Origin of the sequence: Amycolatopsis rhizosphaerae (assembly GCF_007713715.1) — a bacterium.
Classification (GTDB): Bacteria; Actinomycetota; Actinomycetes; order Mycobacteriales; family Pseudonocardiaceae; genus Amycolatopsis_E; species Amycolatopsis_E rhizosphaerae.
The window spans coordinates 1-16,665 of sequence record NZ_VJWX01000102.1 but is presented as its reverse complement, the minus strand read 5'-3'; the positions used below and the strand labels follow the sequence as shown (position 1 = coordinate 16,665).

Below are 16,665 nucleotides of genomic sequence, written 5' to 3'. Positions count from 1 at the left end.
CCTATCCACCGCAGCCGGGGCAGCCCGATTACGGCCAGCAGCCGGATTCCTATGGTCAACAGCCGGGCGGGTACGGCCAGCCCGGTGGGTACGGTCAGCCCGGTGGGTATGGTCAGCAGCCCGGCGGCTATCCGCAACCGGGAGGCTATCCGCAGACCGGCGGGTTTCCCCAGCCCGGTGCGCCCCAGCCCGGTGTGCAACCCGGTGCGCCGCAGTACGGCCAGGGTGGCTACACCCAGCCCTATCCGGCCTTCGATCCCTCGGCGGGTGGTGGTGGCGGCTACCCACCCACCGGTCAGTTCCCGGGTTACCCCGAAGGGCAGCCCGGCGGCGGTGGTGGCGGCAAGAAGGGCCTGTGGATCGGGCTGAGCATCGGCCTCGTGGTGATCCTCGCCGCACTGGGGATCACCGGATTCTGGGTGCCGGGCTTCTTCCTGAGCAAGGATTCGGGCGGGCAGGCGGGCGCGCAGACCACGGCGCAGTCGGTCGCCGATGCCGTGGCCAAACACGACCAGACCGCGCTGAACGCCCTGAAGTGCGGCGACGCCACCTCGGCGGTAACCGGCCTGATCAAGGACGTGTCGGCCGTCAAGACCGTCAAGCTGGGGCCGGTGCAGGTCAACGGTAACCAGGCGACCGTCGCGGTGAACTACACCACCAGCAAGGGAGAGGGCAGCCTCGCCGCCGTGCTGGCGAACGAGAACGGCAAGTGGTGCTGGAAGGACACGCAGAGCGACAGTGCCGGCGGCAGTTCGTCCCCGACCTCGTCGACCCGGTCGAGCCGCTCGTCGAGTTCGTCGAGTTCGTCGTCGAGTTCGAGTTCGGACAGCGGCGCCGACTCCTCGGCGGGCAAGCTCGTGAACGACTTCATCGACAAGGTCAACGCCGGGGACAGTTCGGGTGCGATGACCATGGTGTGTCAGAAGGACGTGACCGACGTCCAGAAGTCCGCCAGCGACGCCGCCTCGAAGGGCGCGAAGTTCAGCGTCGACGTCCACGTCTTCGGCTCGATGGCGACGGGCACGCTCAAGGGGACGGTCGGCGGTGAGTCGGTCGGTGGGATCGTCACCGCCGGCCCCGAAAGCCCCGACAGCAGCACCAACATCTGCATCGACAACTTCGCCTACTTCTGATCGACGGTCATGCGGCCGAGGCCGGGACGCCTCGGCCGCATGATCATCGCCGCGACGTGGTACGTGCAGGACGTTTCCGCGCGGTTGGCGTAGGACAGGGTCACGTCCGCCGCGAGGTAGAGAGAGTCTCCCTCGCGCAGGACGACGGTCTCGCCGTCGACGGTGAGGGTCAGGGTGCCGGTCTGGACCACGATGAACTCGTGTGAGCCCGCCGCGTAGGGCGGGTAGGTGCCTGCTTCGCAGTGCGGCGGCAGGGTCGAGCGGATCCACTCGAAGTTCACCCCGGGGACCACGGGGGTGAGGATGGTGCGCTCCCACCCGCCGGGCTCGGCCACGGTGTCCTGCTCGGCGGCCCGGCGGAGGATCATGCGTTCCGGCGGGGTGAGCAGCTCGGCGAGGGGGATGCCGAGCCCGGTGGCGATGCGGTCGAGCACCACGACGGTGGGCGCCTTCGCCGCGCGCTCGACCGCGGACAGCATGCTCACGCTCACTTCCGAGCGCTCGGCGAGTGCCTGCAGGGTCAGGCCCCGTTCGGTTCGCGCAGCCTGAATTCGCTCACCCAGCGCCACCAGGTCCATGTATCCTATAGTAGTGGATCATTCTTCTATAGTGAAATCGGCGAGTCTGGACGATCTCCCCGGGATTGCCGAGATCTACGCGCACTACGTCGAGAACTCCACCGCCACCTTCGAGCTCGAACCACCCGGCGAGGCTGAATGGAATCGGCGTTTCAGTGCGATCGTCGACGCCGGCCTGCCGTTCCTGGTCGCGGAAACCTCGGGGAAGCTCGCCGGATACGCCTACTGCGGCCCGTGGAAGACCAGGCCCGCCTACCGCCGGACGGTGGAGGATTCGATCTACCTCGCGCCGTGGGCGGTCGGGCAGGGCCTCGGCGGCCTGCTGTTCCGCGAACTGCTGACTCGATCCGCCGCGGCGGGTCTCCGCGAGATGATCGCGGTGATCGTCGACAACGGGAACGAGAGCGCGTCCGCCGCACTGCACCGCCGCCACGGCTTCACCGAAGCGGGGCGGCTCACCAACGTCGGGTTCAAGCACGGCCAGTGGCTCGACACGCTCCTGATGCAGCGCAGCCTGACCCCCGAGGGGCTGTGAAGGGTCCCTTCACAGCCCCTCGGGGCGGGGATTCTCAGCCGAAGATCCCGGGGAGGGTGCCCTCCCAGGCCGCCCGCAGCTCGTCGAGGGAGAAGTCCGCCACGCCCTGGATCTCCAGGCTGTTCGACTCGGGGTCCACCACCCCGGTCTTCCGCCACGGCAGGCCCCGCGCGGTGCACATCTCGGTGAACCGCAGCTCCTCGGTGCGCGGCACGGCCACCAGCACGCGACCGGCGGACTCCGAGAACAGCTGCACGAACGCGTCGGCGTCCTCGTCGAGGAAGATGCGCGCCCCGCACTGACCCGCCAGCGCGGTCTCCACCAGCGCCTGGGCGAGGCCACCGTCGGACAGGTCGTGCGCCGCGGAGATCATGCCGTCCCGGGAACCGGCGACCAGGATCTCGGCGAGCAGGCGCTCGCGCTCCAGGTCCACCTTCGGCGGCAGCCCGCCGAGGTGCCCGTGCATGACCTGCGCCCAGGCGGAGCCGCCGAACTCGTCGTGCGTCTCGCCCAGCAGCAGCAGCGTCTCCCCGGCCTCCGCGCCGATACCGGTGGGGATGCGGCGGCGGACGTCGTCGATCACGCCGAGCACGCCGACCAGCGGGGTGGGCAGGATCGCGGTGTCGCCCGTCTGGTTGAAGAAGCTGACGTTGCCGCCGGTCACCGGAATGCCGAGCTGGGCGCACCCGTCGGCGAGGCCGTGTACGGCCCGCTCGAACTGCCACATCACGCCGGGATCGGTCGGGGCGCCGAAGTTGAGGCAGTCCGTGACGGCGAGTGGGGTGGCGCCGGTGGTGGCGACGTTGCGGTACGCCTCGGCCAGCGCGAGCTGGGCGCCGGTGTACGGGTCGAGGTAGACGAACCGGCTGTTGCAGTCGGTGGACACCGCGACCCCGCGGCCGGTGTTCTCGTCGATCCGGATCAGGCCAGAGTCGGCGGGCTGGGCGAGCACGGTGTTGCCGCGGACGTAGCGGTCATACTGCTCGGTGACCCAGTCCTTGGCGGCCTGGTTCGGCGAGGAGATCACGCGCAGCAGCGTTTCCCGCAGCTCTTCCGTGGTGGTCGGCCGGGGCAGGTTGTCCGGGGTGTCGGCCTGCAGCGCATCCTGGAAGGACGGCCGCTCGATCGGCCGGTCGTACACGGGACCCTGCAGGGCCACGGTGCGCGGCGGCACGTCGACCACGGTCTCACCGCGCCAGGTGATGACCAGGTGGTCGCCGTCGGTCACCTCGCCGATCTCGGTGGCGAGCACGTCCCACTTGCGGCAGATCGCCATGAACTCGTCCACCTTGGACGGTTCGACGACCGCGCACATGCGCTCCTGCGACTCGCTGGACAGGATTTCCGCCGCCGTCATCCCCTCGGCGCGCAGGGGAATGCGGTCGAGGTCGATGAACATGCCGCCGTCGCCTGCCGCCGCGAGTTCCGAGGTCGCGCAGGACAGCCCGGCGCCGCCGAGGTCCTGGATGCCGACCACGAGCTTCTTCGCGAACAGTTCGAGGCAGCACTCGATGAGTACCTTCTCGGTGAACGGGTCGCCGACCTGGACGCTGGGCAGCTTCTTGCGGCCGCTGCCGGACTCCTCCCCGGAGAAGGTGTCGCTGGCCAGTACCGACACGCCGCCGATGCCGTCGAGACCGGTGCGGGCCCCGAACAGGATGATCTTGTTACCGGTGCCGGAGGCGAACGCGAGGTGCAGGTCTTCGGCCCGCATCGCGCCCACGCACAGCGCGTTCACCAGCGGGTTGCCCGCGTAGGACGCGTCGAACACGACCTCGCCGCCGACGTTCGGCAGGCCGAGGCAGTTGCCGTAGCCGGCGACGCCCGCCACGATCCCGGGCAGCACGCGACGGGTGTCGGGGGCGTCGGCCGGGCCGAAGCGGAGCGAATCGGCCACCGCCAGCGGGCGCGCGCCCATCGCGAGGATGTCGCGGACGATCCCGCCGACCCCGGTGGCCGCGCCCTGGTAAGGCTCCACATAGGACGGATGGTTGTGGCTTTCCGCCTTGAACGTGACGGCCCACCCGTCCCCGATGTCCACCACGCCCGCGTTCTCGCCGATGCCGGCCAGCATCTTGGCCTTCATCTCCTCGGTGGTGGTCTCCCCGAAGTAGCGCAGGTGCTTCTTGGAAGACTTGTAGGAGCAGTGCTCGCTCCACATCACCGAGTACATGGCCAGTTCGGCGTCGGTGGGCCTGCGGCCGAGGATCTCGCGGATGCGGGCGTACTCGTCGTCGGCGAGGCCGAGTTCGCGGTAGGGCTGCGGGGTGTCCGGGGTTTCGGAGGCGTGCGCGGTCGTGTCGATGACCAGGGATTCCGTCACCTCTCCAGGGTAAACGGGCCGTGTCGCGCGGGCGTGGGGGGCCAACGGGCCCGAGCGGGTAAAAATCGCTCGCCCCGCCACCCGTGGCTCCCTACCTTGAAAAGAATGCGCCTGCCCACCCGGCTGACTCCGCTGCGTTACCTCGCCGCGCTGCTCCGCGCGAGCCCCTGGCTCGCGACCGCGTCGGGCCTGCTCGGCGCGGTCTGGCTGCTGCCCGGTGCGCTGCTCCCGCTGGTGGCCGGGGACGCGGTCGAGGCGATCGCCCGTCACGAAGCGCTCACCGGTGACGTCCTGCTGGTCGCCGGTCTCGGCGTGCTGCAGGCGTTGTCGGGCACGGGAGTGTATTTCACCGCGCACACGCTGTGGATCCACGGCGCCGAAACGACCCAGCGCGCGGTGTCCGGCCACGTGGCGCGCCTCGGTGCGTCGTTGAGCGCGCAGGCCGCGACGGGTGACGTGATGGCGATCTCGTCGAACGACGTCTCCCGGGTCGGCAACCTGCTGGAGGTGCTGGGGCGGCTCATCGGTTCGGTGGTGGCCTTCGTCACCGTCGGTGTCGTGCTGCTGGTCATCTCGCCGCTGCTGGGCCTGGTGGCCGTGATCGGGGTGCCGCTCGCCGTGCTCGGGATCGGCTGGCTCGTCGCCCCGTTGCAGCGCCGCAAGGGTGACCAGCGCGAAAAGCTGTCCGAGGTGAACGCGCTCGCCGCGGACATCGTCTCGGGACTGCGGATCCTGCGGGGCGTCGGTGGGGAGCGCCGGTTCCTCGACCGGTTCCGGCAGGCGAGCCGCCGGGTGCGCGGGGCCGGGTTCGACGTGGCGCGCAGTGAATCGTGGCTGACCGGGGCCGAGGTGCTGCTGCCGGGACTGGTCACGATCGCGATCACCTGGCTGGGTGCGCACCTGGCCGTCGCGGGCACCATCGACGTGGGTGAACTGGTGACCTTCTACGGGGCGTCGGCCTTCCTCCTGGTGCCGGTGAGCACCGCGACCGAGGCCGCCGGGATCTTCGCCGCGGCGATGGTCGCCGCGAAGAAGGTCTGCGGGGTGCTGAGCCTGCGCCCGGCACTGCCGGAGCCGGAGCGGCCGGTCTCGCTGCCCGAGGGAGCATTGGAGCTGCACGACACCGAAACCGGCATCACCGCCGTCGCGGGCAAGCTGACCGTGATCGACGCCGGGCCTGCCGCCGAGCCGCTCGCGGCGCGGATGGCGCGGTTCAGCGAGGCGGTGGAGGGGGAACGGGTGCTGGTGTCCGGGATCCCCGCCGACCGGGTCGCGGTCGCCGAACTGCGCTCACGGGTGGTCTATGCGCACAACCAGGACCTGTGGTTTTCCGGGGTGTTGCGCGAGCAGTTGGTGCCCCCGCAGCGGGCCGAACGGGCGTTGTGGGCGGCCGACGCGGGTGACGTCGTGGCCGGGTTCCCGTCGGGAATGGACGAGGTGATCGGCGAACGGGGGCGCGAGGTGTCCGGCGGCCAGCGCCAGCGGCTGAACCTGGCCAGGGCGCTGGCCACCGACGCCGACGCACTGCTGCTCGACGAGCCGACCTCGGCGGTGGACACGCACACCGAGGCCCGCATCACCGAACGGGTCGCGCGGCTGCGGCGCGGCCGGACCACCGTGGTGTTCACGGAGAGTCCGTTGTGGACGAACGTGGCGGACGAGGTGATCACATGCCGGTGAGGCTGCCACTGGCCACCGCGGCCGAGGCCCGCGCCTGGCTCGCCGCGACCTTCCGTGCCCGCCGGCGCGCCTTCGTCGTGGTGATCGGCCTGTTCTGCCTGGCGTCGGTCGCGGGCCTGGCCGGGCCGCAGATCCTGGGCCGGCTGGTGGACTCCGTGGTTGCCGGTTCGCCGCGGATCGACGTGCTCGCGGTGTCGTTCGTCGTGATCCTGCTGCTGCAGGCGGTGCTGAAACAGATCGCGCGGGCCAGGGCGGGCATGCTCGGTGAGCGGGTGCTGGCCGAAACCCGGGAACGATTCGTCGAGCGGGCGCTGAGCCTGCCGCTGGGCACGGTGGAGGCGGTGGGCACCGGCGACCTGCTCAGCCGTGCGACCACCGACTCCGACCGCATCCAGTACGCGGTCCGCAACGCCCTTCCCGAGATCTCGGTCGCCTCGATCACCGCGGTGATCACGGTGGCCGCCATGATCGTGACCTCGCCGCTGCTGTCGCTGGGCCTGCTGGCCGTCCCGGTGGTCCTGTTCCTGCCGACGCGGCGGTACCTGCGGGGTGTGCCGCCGGTGATGGAACGGATGCTGGACCACTGGGCCGACGTGCAGACCAGGCTGCACGAGACCGCGGACGGCGCACGGACCGCGGAGGCGCTCAGCCTGGTCGGCCGCCGGATCGCGCTCGGGGACCGGACCCTCGGCGCGGCGATCCGCGAGGAGCGCAGGCTGCGGTCGATGGCCGTGCGGTGGGTGCCGTGGCTCCAGTTGTCGCAGGTGCTGCCGATCGCGGTGATGCTGCTGACCGGCGGCTGGGCCTACGCCGCGGGCCTGGCCGGTCTCGGCACCGTGGCCACCATGGTCATGTATCAGCAGGCGCTCGCCGCCCCGGTCGAGGAACTGCTGTGGTGGATGGAGGACCTGCAGGTGTCGGGCACCGCGCTGCGGCGCGTGCTCGGTGTGCGCGGGCACGGACAGCCACGGCACGGCGGCACTCCACAGGGCCGCGAAATCGTGCTGCGCGACGTGCGCTACGGGTACTCGGCCGACCGCGAGGTGCTGCACGGGATCGACCTGCGCGTGCCGCCGGGCGAGCGGCTGGCGATCGTCGGGCCGTCGGGAGCGGGCAAGTCCACGCTCGGCAGGCTGCTCGCCGGGGTGGCCACTCCGGATTCGGGATCGGTGACCATCGGCGGTGCGGAGGTTTCGGCGCTGCCGGAGGACCTGTTGCGCCGGGAGGTGTTGTTGCTCACGCAGGAGCAGCACGTGTTCGCGGGCACCCTGCGGGAGAACCTGACCCTGCCCGCCGGGGAATGGACCGGCGAACAGCTGGTCGCGGCACTCGACGCGGCCGGGCTGGCGGACTGGCTGGCCACTCTGCCCGAGGGGCTGGACACGCGGCTGGGCTCCGGGGCGCGGGCCGTGCCCGCGGCGGTCGCGCAGCAGCTCGCGCTGGCCAGGGTGGTGCTGGCCGACCCGCACACCGTGGTGCTGGACGAAGCGACCTCGCTGCTCGACGACTCCTCGGCGCGGCAACTGGAACGCTCGCTGCGCCGCGTGCTCGACGGGCGGACGGTGATCGCGATCGCGCACCGCCTGCACACGGCCGCGGCGGCCGACCGCGTCGCCGTGGTGGAGGACGGCCGGATCACCGAGCTGGGCCCGCACGCCGGACTGCTCGCGGCGGGCGGGTCCTATGCCCGGCTGGTGGAGGCTCAGGCGGTGGCGGCGACCAGGGCGTCGACCGCCGAGTAGAACATGCCGAGCCCGTCGTCGGAGGGACCGGTGAGGGCGTCGATCGCGTGCTCGGGGTGCGGCATCAGGCCGACCACGCGGCCGTTCGCGCTGCACACCCCGGCGATGTCGTTACGGGAGCCGTTCGGGTTCTCGCCGACATAGCGGAACACGACGCGGCCTTCGCCCTCCAACTCGTCCAGAGTGGACTGGTCGGCGACGTAACCACCCTCGCCCGACTTGAGCGGGACGAGGATCTCCGCGCCCTTCTCGTAGCGGCCGGTCCAGCTCGTGGTGTTGTTCTCCACGCGCAGCCACTGGTCACGGCACACGAAGTGCAGCTTCGCGTTGCGGACCAGTGCACCGGGCAGCAAACCGGCCTCGCACAGGATCTGGAAGCCATTGCAGATGCCGAGCACGGGCATGCCCTTGCGGGCCGCCTCGACCACCGAGGTCATCACCGGGGCGAACCGGGCGATCGCGCCGCAGCGCAGGTAGTCGCCGTAGGAGAACCCGCCGGGCACGATCACCGCGTCCACGCCGTGGAGGTCCTCGTCGGCGTGCCACAGCGACACCGCCTCGGCGTCGGCGTAGCGGGCCGCGCGGGCCGCGTCCACGTCGTCGAGGGTGCCGGGGAAGGTGATCACACCGATCTTCACGACAGCCTCCGCACGGTCCATTCCTCGATCACCGGGTTGGCGAGGAAGCCTTCGGCGATCTTGGCCAGCGTCTCGTCGTCGACCGAGTCGTCGACTTCGAGCTCGAAGTGCTTGCCCTGGCGCACCTCGCGCACTCCGGTGAAGCCCAGGCGTGGCAGGGCTCCTGCCACGGCCTGGCCTTGCGGGTCCAGGATCTCGGGTTTGGGCATGACATCGACCACGACTCGGGCCACGGCGGGGCGCTCCCAGGTATTCGCAGGTAGGAGGTACCTCTCGAGGGTAACCGAGTGGGCGCCGAACCGGTGCGGCGGCCTGGAGGCGACAGCGCGGTCATCCCGTTGGCGGCTTGACCCGTGAGTCTCCCGCTTCCTAATCTCGTCTGGAATGATGGAGCGTGTCTGAGATATCGGACGGTGGCGGATGCGGCGCACCCGGGACTTCCTGCGTTCCCTCGGCCTTCCCGGCGAGGATCCGCACGGCCTGCCCAGCAGTACCAAGCGGTTTCCCGACGGCGGGCAGTACCGCGTCGAGATCCCCAGCGTCGAAGGGCCGGAAGCGTTGGACGCCGTATTCACCGAGGCGGACGCGCGGGGTGTGATGGTCCACCGCGTCTCCCAGGGCAGCGGCGGGATGCTGCTCACCCAGGGCGACCTGGCCACGATCGCCCGGCTCGCGCACGCGCGGTCGGTCGAGGTGAGCCTGTTCGCCCGTCCGGTCGCCGCCTGGGACACCGGGGCCGCGCCCGTCGCCTCCGGCGGAGGCGTGTTCGCCGCACAGGTGCGGGGCACCGAGCAACTGGTGCACGTGCTCGAGGACATCCGCCGCACCACGGAGGCCGGGATCCGCAGCGTGCTGGTGACCGACCTCGGCGTGCTCGCCGTCGCCGACCGGATGCGGGCGGCCGGTGAGCTGCCCGTCGACCTGCGGTTCAAGGCGAGCGTGCAGATGGGCCTGGCCAACCCCGCGTCGGTCCGGCTCGCCGCCGAAACCGGCGCGACCACCTACAACGTCCCCACCGACCTCGGCCTCGCCCAGCTCGCCGCCCTCCGCGCCACGGTCGACATCCCGCTCGACATCTACGTCGAAGCGCCCGACGATCTCGGTGGTTTCGTCCGGCACTTCGAGATCGCCGAGATCGTGCGGGTGGCGGCACCGGTGTACGTCAAGTTCGGACTGCGCAACGCGCCGAACATCTATCCGAGCGGAACCCATCTGACGTCCACCGCGGTCGCGCTGGTGCGGGAACGGGTCCGGCGTGCGGAGATCGGCATGGAACTGCTGCGCCGCTACGCGCCCGAGGCGGTCGCCTCCCCGCTGCCCGCGGCGGATCTCGCGGTACCGCGGCCGTCCTGACCGGTCACGGTCGTCCGCCGAGCCGGGCGGACAGCTCGGCGGCGCCTTCGCGGACGAGCCGTTCCCAGTCCCGCCAAGCGGCTTCGGAATGACGCGAGGTGGGGATGGAGATGCTCATCGCGGCCACCCAGCGGCCCCGGGCGTCCGGCACCGGGGCGGCCACGCAACCGGCGTCCGGATTGGACTCACCGCGCTCGTGGGCCACCCCGTCCGCGCGCACGCGGTCCAGTTCGGGCAGCAGGGCGGCGCGGGAGGTGATGCTGCGCCCGGTGAGGGCGGTCAGCCGGTGGCCGTGGAGCCGTTCGGCCAGCTCTTCGGTGGGAAGACCGGCCAGCAGCGCCTTCCCGACCGCGGTGCAGTGCGCCGGCAGTCTGCGGCCCACCTCGGAGATCAGCCGGACCGAATGCGTCGAGTCCGCTTTGGATATGTAGACCACGTCGAGGCCGTCGAGCACGGCCACGTGCACGGTTTCGCCGCATCGCGCCGCCACCGATCGGGCCACCGCGTCCGCCTCGGCCGCGAACTCCAGCCGTTCCTGGTAGCGCGAGCCCAGTTCGAGCAGCTTCGGGCCGAGCCGGTATGTGGTTTCCTCCCCGGTCAGGCGGTCCAGGTAGCGGCGCGCGACCAGCGTGGTCAGCAGTTCGTGCGTGGTGGACCGGGGCAGCCCGAGCCGGGCGGTGATCTCCGCGGCGGACAGCGCCGTCTCCGCGCCGAGAAACAACTCCAGGATGTCGGCTGCGCGGACCACGGCGGGCACGAGGCGAGGCACCGCCACACGCTACCCCGCCCGTCCCTCCACCGAGTCGGGTTCTCACGGCCCGGCTAGTTCACGACCTCGACGGTGTCGCCGGGGCGGAGCTTCTGGAAGAAGGTCACCGCGGCGTCGTGGGACAGGTGCACGCACCCGTGCGACGGCACACTCAGGCTGCCCTCGTGAAACGCCACCCCGGTGCGGGTGAAGAACACCGAGTACGGCATCGGGCCGTTGTACTCGGTGCTGTAGTGATGAAGATCCTTGTACAGCACCGAAAATCGACCCTGCGGGGTCACGTGGCCCGGTCTGCCGACGGTCACCGGCACCGGGCCGTAGGCCACCGCGCCCCGGTTCATCAGCCAGGCGCGGTGGGTGTGCAACTGCAGGCACGCCTTGGCCGCGGCGTCACAGGGTGCCGCCGCGGCCTCCGCCGCCGGGGTGGCCATCGCGAACGCGCCGGTCGCCACCACCGCTCCCACGAGCGTTCCGGTCATCTTTCGTAAGGTTGTCATGCCGGAGGGTTACCCCTTGGCGCCGCGTCCATACAGGGCGGTGACCAGGGTGCGGACCAGCTTCTCGGTCTTCTCGGTCCGGCTGAACGAGGTCAGCTGGATCGGTGCGGTGAACCGCTGCCGCGCGACCGCCTTCGGCCGGGAGAACTCGCGCAGTCCTTCCGGGCCGTGGATGCGGCCGAAACCCGAGTCACCGATGCCGCCGAAGGGCAGCGAGGCCATGCCCGCGAACGAGAACGGCGCGTTGATCGAAGTCATCCCGGCGCGCAGGCGGGCGGCGATCCGCGGGCCGTTCTGCCGGGAGAAGACCGTCGAGGCGAGGCCGTAGCGGGTGGCGTTGGCCTTCTCGATGGCCTCCTCCATGTCCCGCACCTTGGCGATGGTCATGGTCGGTCCGAAGGTCTCTTCGCGCACGGCCTCGGAGTCCTCCGGGACGTCGACCAGCACCGTCGGGGCGACGTAGCGGTCGCCGACCGCGTCCTTGCCGCCGGTCAGCGCCCGGCCGCCGCGCGCCAGCGCGTCGGAGATGTGCCTGCGGACCACGTCGAGCTGGGCGGGCATGGTCATCGGGCCGTACTGGACCCCCGGCTTGACCTTGTCCGTCAGCTCCATGACCTTCTTCAGGAACGTGTCGTAGACCTGTTCGTGCACGTAGACGCGTTCCACGCCGATGCAGGTCTGGCCCGAGTTGGAGAACGCGCCCCAGACCGCGGCGTCGGCGGCCGCGTCGAGATCGGCGTCGGCGTCCACGATCAGCGGGTCCTTGCCGCCGGCCTCGATGATCACCGGGGTGAGCGTCTCGGCGGCCGCGGCCATGATCTTCTTGCCGGTGGCGGTGGAACCGGTGAACGCGATCTTGTCGACGCCGGCGCCCACCAGTGCGGCCCCGGTGGCACCGAAACCGGTGACGAGCTGGACCACGGGGTACTCGGGCACGACCTCGGCGAAGGTGTCGACCAGCCATTTGCCCACGCCGGGGGTGTACTCGCTGGGCTTGAAGACGATGGTGTTCCCGGCCGCCAGCGCGTAGGTGATCGAGCCCATCGGCGTGTACACCGGGTAGTTCCACGGGCCGATCACGCCGACCACGCCGAGCGGCTGGTACTCCACGGTCGCGCTGTGGTTGCTCAGCAGCAGACCGGCCGGGCGGCGCTTGCGCCCGAGCACCTTGCGGGCGTTGCGGGCCGCCCACGCGATGTGCTCGATGGCCAGCACGATCTCGAGCTGCGCGTCCCCGGCGGGCTTGCCCGTTTCGCGTTGCACGACCTCGCCGAGTTCGGTCATCCGGCGGGTGATGGTCGCCGTCCACCGGCGCAGCCGCTCCGCCCGTCCGTCGAAGCCGAGGGAGGCCCACCACCGGGAGGCCTCGCGCGCCCGCGCGACGGCCTCACCGACCTGCTCGGCCGTGTGCACCGGATAGGTGCCCACCACCTCGTCGGTCGCCGGGTTCAGCGAGTCGAAGGTCTCCTGCGCCACTGCCGGCTTCGGCTCCACCGCGGTCATGCTGCGCCTCCTGCTGTCTCCCCTGACTACTCGCCAGTACGTTCAGCATGACACAATCCGTGGCCGAGCTCACTACCCCGCGGAAAGTCGCGTTCGCCGGGTTCGCGGACGAGGACGCGGGCCGATCTTGGTGCTCCCGTGCTCGCGGTCCTAGGCTGAACTGGTCCGAAGCCAGAAGAGAGCACAGGAAGAACCACCATGCGAATTGTCCATTATGGACACGCTTGCGTACTGCTGGAGACCGATGGGGCGCGGATCCTGCTCGATCCCGGTGCCTTTTCCGAAGGATTCGAAGGCGAGCGCGAGCTCGACGCGGTCCTGATCACCCACCAGCACTACGACCACATCGACGTGGAGAAGCTGCCCGCGCTGCTGAAGGCCAACCCGGAGGCGAAGCTCTACGTCGACCCCGGCTCCGAGGAGACCGTGGCCAAGCTGGACGTGGAGTTCCAGGTCGTCCGCCCCGGGGACGCCTTCGAGGCGGGCAAGGCGGCGGTCACCGTGACCGGCGGCGAGCACGCGCTGATCCACCAGGACATCCCGAACATCCCCAACGTCGGATACCTGATCGACCACGGGGCGTTCTACCACCCCGGCGACTCGTTCTTCGTCCCGGAGCAGAAGGTCGACGTGCTCGGCCTGCCGACCGGCGCTCCGTGGCTGAAGGTCGGCGAGGCGGTGGACTTCATGCGGGCGGTGTCCCCCCGCATCGCGGTGCCGATCCACGAGGTGACCCTGGCCAACCCGGCCATGCACTACGGCATGTTCACGCACCTGTCGCCCGAGGGCACCGAGGTGCGCGTCGCGCCCCGCGGTGAGGCCGTCAACCTCTGATACGTGGTGCCGAAGGCCCGGTTTCCCAGCGCGACGTCGACCGCGTCGAGCAGCGCGTGCCGGAGACCGGGCCGGGCCAGATCGGCGGCGTCCACCCCGAGCCGCACCAGTCCCCCGCGTCTCGCCGCGCGCGCCGCGGCGAGGACGAGCGCGAAGCTCCGGACCGTCTCGCCGTGTGCGTGCGCGCTGAACTCCTGGACCCGGGCCCGATGCACCTCACCGGTCCGCAGATCGTGCACCGCGGACAGTTCCGCGCACAGCCGGAAATCCTGGCCGCGCAGGGCCTCCAGAGTGCCCCGCGAGGCCAGCCAGCGCGGGGGCGCGAACCCGTCCGCGCTCAGGCCCGCCGCGTCGAGCGCGGCACTCGCGGCGATCAGCCGCAGCCGGGCCTCGTGGGCCGGGAGCGCGGCGAACTCCGCCTTGCGGCCGAAGCTGACGGCCCGATGCGAAGGCGTCACCCGGTGGTCGTAGCCGTGGAGAAGCAGGCCGTCGCCGAGCCGCGTCCGGGCGCGGAGCCACCCGGTCACCGCGGGTGTGCCGTCGGTGCGCGGCGTGAACAGCAGGGTGAGTGGGACTTCCCGCCGGTCCAGCTCCGCGGCGAGATCCGCGCAGCGGTGCAGCGTCCGTGCGCTGATGCCGGACAGCGAGACCAGCAACCTGGCGGTCATGCCCCCATTGGGCCAGCCCGAGATGACCTCGCGTTGACCCCCGGGTGACACCCCGCCACCGGGCGGCCGAACTCGCCGTCCCGGGGCCCTTCACGGCTACAGGATCGGCGCCGGAACGTAGTGGGCTGCTTCCGGGAAGCGGGTGAGGATGTCTTCGACACGCTTCACGATGGTGGCCACCTGCGCGGTCGCCACCCCGGTGAAGGACAACCGGTCCGCGAGCAGTTCGTCCAGGTCGGCGCGGGTCAGCGGGATCCGGTCGTCGGCGGCGAGCCGGTCGAGCAGGTCGTTGCGCTCCAGCCCCTGCTCGCGCATCGCCAGCGCGACCGACACCGCGTTCTCCTTGATCGCCTCGTGCGCGGTCTCGCGGCCCACCCCGGCCCGCACCGAAGCCATCAGCACCTTCGTGGTGGCGAGGAACGGCAGGTAGCGGTCGAGTTCGCGCGCCACCACGGCCGGGAAGGCGCCGAACTCGTTCAGCACGGTGAGGAAGGTCTCCAGCAGGCCGTCCAGCGCGAAGAACGCGTCGGGCAGCGCGACCCGGCGCACCACCGAATCCGAGACGTCCCCCTCGTTCCACTGGTCGCCCGCCAGCTCGCCGATCATCGACAGGTAGCCGCGCAGCACCACGGTGAGCCCGTTGACCCGCTCGCACGAGCGCGTGTTCATCTTGTGCGGCATCGCCGACGAGCCCACCTGGCCGGGCTTGAACCCCTCGGTGACCAGCTCGTGCCCGGCCATCAGGCGGATCGTCTTGGCCAGGCTGGACGGCGCCGCGGCCAGCTGCACCAGGGTGGAGAGCACGTCGAAGTCCAGCGAGCGCGGATAGACCTGGCCGACGCTGGTGAAGGTGCGGGTGAAGCCGAGGTGCTCGGCGATCCGGCTTTCCAGCACATCGAGGGTGGCCTCGTTGCCGAGCAGGTCCAGCATGTCCTGCGCGGTGCCGACCGGGCCCTTGATACCGCGCAGCGGGTACCGGCCGATCAGGTCGTCCAGGCGTTCGAAGGCGACCAGCAGCTCGTCGGTGGCGGTGGCGAAACGCTTGCCCAGCGTGGTGGCCTGCGCGGCGACGTTGTGCGAACGGCCGGCCATCACCAGGTCGGTGTGCTCGGCGGCGAGCGCCGCCAGCCGTGCCAGCACCGTTGCCACCCGGCCGCGGACCAGTTCCAGCGACCGCCGGATCTGCAGCTGCTCGACGTTTTCGGTGAGGTCGCGCGAGGTCATGCCCTTGTGCACGTGTTCGTGCCCGGCCAGCGCGTTGAACTCCTCGATCCTGGCCTTGACGTCGTGCCGCGTGACCCGCTCCCGTGCCGCGATCGAGGCCAGGTCCACCTGGTCCACGACCCGCTCGTAGTCGGCGATCACCGCGTCGCCGACCTCGACGCCCAGCTCCTGCTGCGCGCGCAGCACCGCGATCCACAGCTCGCGCTCCAGGATCACCTTCCGCTCCGGGGACCAGAGGGCGACCAGCTCCGGGGAGGCGTAGCGGGTGGCGAGCACGTTGGGGATGCTGGGCTTGTCCGTCACGGCTCCAGCGTAATCGGGCGCCCCAGCGCTTCCCGCAGCATGTCCCGGGCCACCGCGCGCGGATCGGGATCGATCTCGATCAGGGCGTTCACCACCGCCCCGTCGACCAGGGCGACGACCTGGGCCAGCCGCTTGCGGTCGATGAGCATCCCGAACCGCGCGAAGATCTCCATCAGCAGGTCGTGGAACTCGGCCTGGAGCGTGCGCATCAGCGGCCTGAGGTAGGGCCGCCGTCCGGTGGTGACCAGCCGCTCGTAGCGCAACAGCACCGCCTCGTAGCCGGCGTCCTCCCCGAGCAACTGGTCCAGGAGGCTCTCCACGAGGGTGTCCACGTCCCGCGGTCCCGCGCCCAAGGCGTCGAGCTGGGCCCGGCCGTGGGCCAGCTCGATGCGGCACCGGTACTCCACGGCCGCGGTGACCAGATCGTCGAGCGAGTCGAAGTAGTACGTGGTCGAGGCCAGCGGCAGCCCGGCGCGTTCCGCGACGGCACGGTGCCGGATCGCGTCGAATCCGCCCTCGACGAGCAGTTCGGCGGCGGCTTCGACCAGCGCCGCCCGCCGTCGTTCACCCTTCGGAGTGCTCGCCGCCGATGTCATGACCCGAATTTAGTGCCCGCCGCGGCGGGGCCTTCAGAAACGGTGCGCGAGCGTGGCCGCGAGCGACGGCAGCGCGGACTCCAGTGGCGGGGCGCTCCCCGCGTCCGGGGTGCTCAGGACAAGCACGGTGGCACCGGTCTGGGCGCGTTGTCCGGCCGTCACCGTGCCGTCGGTGAGTGCGGGAAGCCACGAAGGAGTGGGCAGGACCAGCACCGAAATCAGCCCCGTGCACCCCGATTCGGCGACGTGGAACGCGGCGGAGCGGGCACCCGCCGGGCAGAGCCGGGAG

16 protein-coding genes and 1 pseudogene are annotated in these 16,665 nt (G+C 71.0%); 6 read left to right on the top strand and 11 right to left on the bottom strand.

Features of this window, described 5'->3' with window-relative positions; translation table 11 throughout:
• Positions 1–1,133, top strand: a 1,133-nt coding sequence (locus FNH05_RS13045; RefSeq protein WP_186382518.1) for a hypothetical protein, incomplete at its 5' end; no start/stop codon positions are given.
• On the opposite strand, the gene FNH05_RS13040 is transcribed toward FNH05_RS13045, so the two are convergent.
• Positions 1,124–1,711: a helix-turn-helix domain-containing protein gene (locus tag FNH05_RS13040; protein ID WP_144587851.1), complete on the bottom strand. Its 588-nt coding sequence runs from the start codon at positions 1,709–1,711 to the stop codon at positions 1,124–1,126. The genes FNH05_RS13045 and FNH05_RS13040 overlap by 10 nt on opposite strands.
• A 31-nt stretch (positions 1,712–1,742) precedes the next feature.
• Here FNH05_RS13040 and FNH05_RS13035 point away from each other — a divergent pair, with 31 nt between their 5' ends.
• Positions 1,743–2,246 carry a GNAT family N-acetyltransferase gene (locus FNH05_RS13035; protein ID WP_246127696.1) on the top strand — a complete coding sequence of 168 codons (504 nt, stop codon included), beginning with the start codon at positions 1,743–1,745 and terminating at the stop codon, positions 2,244–2,246.
• A 34-nt stretch (positions 2,247–2,280) separates the two neighbouring features.
• Here FNH05_RS13035 and purL read toward each other — a convergent pair whose 3' ends face one another.
• Positions 2,281–4,569 (bottom strand): phosphoribosylformylglycinamidine synthase subunit PurL, encoded by a 2,289-nt coding sequence (purL, locus tag FNH05_RS13030; protein WP_144587849.1) that lies wholly within the window; start codon positions 4,567–4,569, stop codon positions 2,281–2,283.
• Positions 4,570–4,674: 105 nt separating this feature from the next.
• Between purL and FNH05_RS13025 the strand changes: the two genes are divergently transcribed.
• Both FNH05_RS13025 and FNH05_RS13020 read left to right on the top strand, forming a co-directional pair.
• The gene (locus FNH05_RS13025; RefSeq protein ID WP_144587847.1) at positions 4,675–6,249 is read left to right on the top strand and encodes an ABC transporter transmembrane domain-containing protein; all 1,575 of its coding nucleotides are present in this window, start codon (positions 4,675–4,677) and stop codon (positions 6,247–6,249) included.
• Positions 6,240–7,991: an ABC transporter ATP-binding protein gene (locus tag FNH05_RS13020; RefSeq protein ID WP_144587845.1), complete on the top strand. Its 1,752-nt coding sequence runs from the start codon at positions 6,240–6,242 to the stop codon at positions 7,989–7,991. The genes FNH05_RS13025 and FNH05_RS13020 overlap by 10 nt, the downstream gene beginning before the upstream one ends.
• On the opposite strand, the gene purQ is transcribed toward FNH05_RS13020, so the two are convergent.
• Positions 7,952–8,629: a phosphoribosylformylglycinamidine synthase subunit PurQ gene (gene purQ / locus FNH05_RS13015; protein WP_246127695.1), complete on the bottom strand. Its 678-nt coding sequence runs from the start codon at positions 8,627–8,629 to the stop codon at positions 7,952–7,954. The genes FNH05_RS13020 and purQ overlap by 40 nt on opposite strands.
• Entirely contained in the window at positions 8,626–8,862 is a 237-nt protein-coding gene (gene purS / locus FNH05_RS13010) for a phosphoribosylformylglycinamidine synthase subunit PurS (protein ID WP_144587841.1), read from the bottom strand. Before purS ends, purQ begins: the two co-directional genes overlap by 4 nt.
• 187 nt (positions 8,863–9,049) lie before the next feature.
• Here purS and FNH05_RS13005 point away from each other — a divergent pair, with 187 nt between their 5' ends.
• Positions 9,050–9,982 (top strand): U32 family peptidase, encoded by a 933-nt coding sequence (locus FNH05_RS13005; protein WP_144587839.1) that lies wholly within the window; start codon positions 9,050–9,052, stop codon positions 9,980–9,982.
• Positions 9,983–9,986: 4 nt separating this feature from the next.
• Here the strand turns inward: FNH05_RS13005 and FNH05_RS13000 are convergent, their stop codons facing one another.
• From FNH05_RS13000 to FNH05_RS12990, 3 genes are read right to left on the bottom strand one after another with little or no spacing between them, the layout of a single operon-like run.
• The gene (locus FNH05_RS13000; RefSeq protein ID WP_144587837.1) at positions 9,987–10,751 is read right to left on the bottom strand and encodes an IclR family transcriptional regulator; all 765 of its coding nucleotides are present in this window, start codon (positions 10,749–10,751) and stop codon (positions 9,987–9,989) included.
• Between the two features lie 53 nt (positions 10,752–10,804).
• On the bottom strand, positions 10,805–11,230 hold the full coding sequence (locus tag FNH05_RS12995) for a L,D-transpeptidase (protein ID WP_246127694.1): 426 nt from the start codon (positions 11,228–11,230) through the stop codon (positions 10,805–10,807).
• Positions 11,231–11,257: 27 nt separating this feature from the next.
• On the bottom strand, positions 11,258–12,751 hold the full coding sequence (locus FNH05_RS12990; protein ID WP_144587834.1) for an aldehyde dehydrogenase family protein: 1,494 nt from the start codon (positions 12,749–12,751) through the stop codon (positions 11,258–11,260).
• A gap of 198 nt (positions 12,752–12,949) precedes the next feature.
• On the opposite strand from FNH05_RS12990, the gene FNH05_RS12985 reads away from it, so the two are divergent.
• On the top strand, positions 12,950–13,585 hold the full coding sequence (locus FNH05_RS12985) for an MBL fold metallo-hydrolase (RefSeq protein ID WP_144587832.1): 636 nt from the start codon (positions 12,950–12,952) through the stop codon (positions 13,583–13,585).
• Here the strand turns inward: FNH05_RS12985 and FNH05_RS12980 are convergent.
• From FNH05_RS12980 to FNH05_RS38015, 4 genes and pseudogenes are all read right to left on the bottom strand, one after another.
• Positions 13,507–14,253: a DUF2334 domain-containing protein gene (locus tag FNH05_RS12980; RefSeq protein WP_144587830.1), complete on the bottom strand. Its 747-nt coding sequence runs from the start codon at positions 14,251–14,253 to the stop codon at positions 13,507–13,509. The two genes, FNH05_RS12985 and FNH05_RS12980, sit on opposite strands and share 79 nt — an antisense overlap.
• A gap of 96 nt (positions 14,254–14,349) precedes the next feature.
• Entirely contained in the window at positions 14,350–15,780 is a 1,431-nt protein-coding gene (gene purB / locus FNH05_RS12975; protein WP_144587828.1) for an adenylosuccinate lyase, read from the bottom strand.
• Positions 15,777–16,376: a TetR/AcrR family transcriptional regulator gene (locus tag FNH05_RS12970; protein WP_144587826.1), complete on the bottom strand. Its 600-nt coding sequence runs from the start codon at positions 16,374–16,376 to the stop codon at positions 15,777–15,779. Before FNH05_RS12970 ends, purB begins: the two co-directional genes overlap by 4 nt.
• Positions 16,377–16,409: 33 nt before the next feature.
• Positions 16,410–16,665, bottom strand: a pseudogene (locus tag FNH05_RS38015) (hypothetical protein); the annotation flags it as partial.

Coding starts and splice junctions, on each gene's coding strand:
- FNH05_RS13040 (WP_144587851.1), bottom strand. CDS start 1,711: ATGGACCTGGTGGCGCTGGGTGAGCGAATTCAGGCTGCGCGAACCGAA.
- FNH05_RS13025 (WP_144587847.1), top strand. CDS start 4,675: ATGCGCCTGCCCACCCGGCTGACTCCGCTGCGTTACCTCGCCGCGCTG.
- FNH05_RS13020 (WP_144587845.1), top strand. CDS start 6,240: ATGCCGGTGAGGCTGCCACTGGCCACCGCGGCCGAGGCCCGCGCCTGG.
- FNH05_RS13005 (WP_144587839.1), top strand. CDS start 9,050: ATGCGGCGCACCCGGGACTTCCTGCGTTCCCTCGGCCTTCCCGGCGAG.
- FNH05_RS12995 (WP_246127694.1), bottom strand. CDS start 11,230: ATGACCGGAACGCTCGTGGGAGCGGTGGTGGCGACCGGCGCGTTCGCG.
- FNH05_RS12990 (WP_144587834.1), bottom strand. CDS start 12,751: ATGACCGCGGTGGAGCCGAAGCCGGCAGTGGCGCAGGAGACCTTCGAC.
- FNH05_RS12985 (WP_144587832.1), top strand. CDS start 12,950: ATGCGAATTGTCCATTATGGACACGCTTGCGTACTGCTGGAGACCGAT.
- FNH05_RS12980 (WP_144587830.1), bottom strand. CDS start 14,253: ATGACCGCCAGGTTGCTGGTCTCGCTGTCCGGCATCAGCGCACGGACG.
- FNH05_RS12970 (WP_144587826.1), bottom strand. CDS start 16,376: ATGACATCGGCGGCGAGCACTCCGAAGGGTGAACGACGGCGGGCGGCG.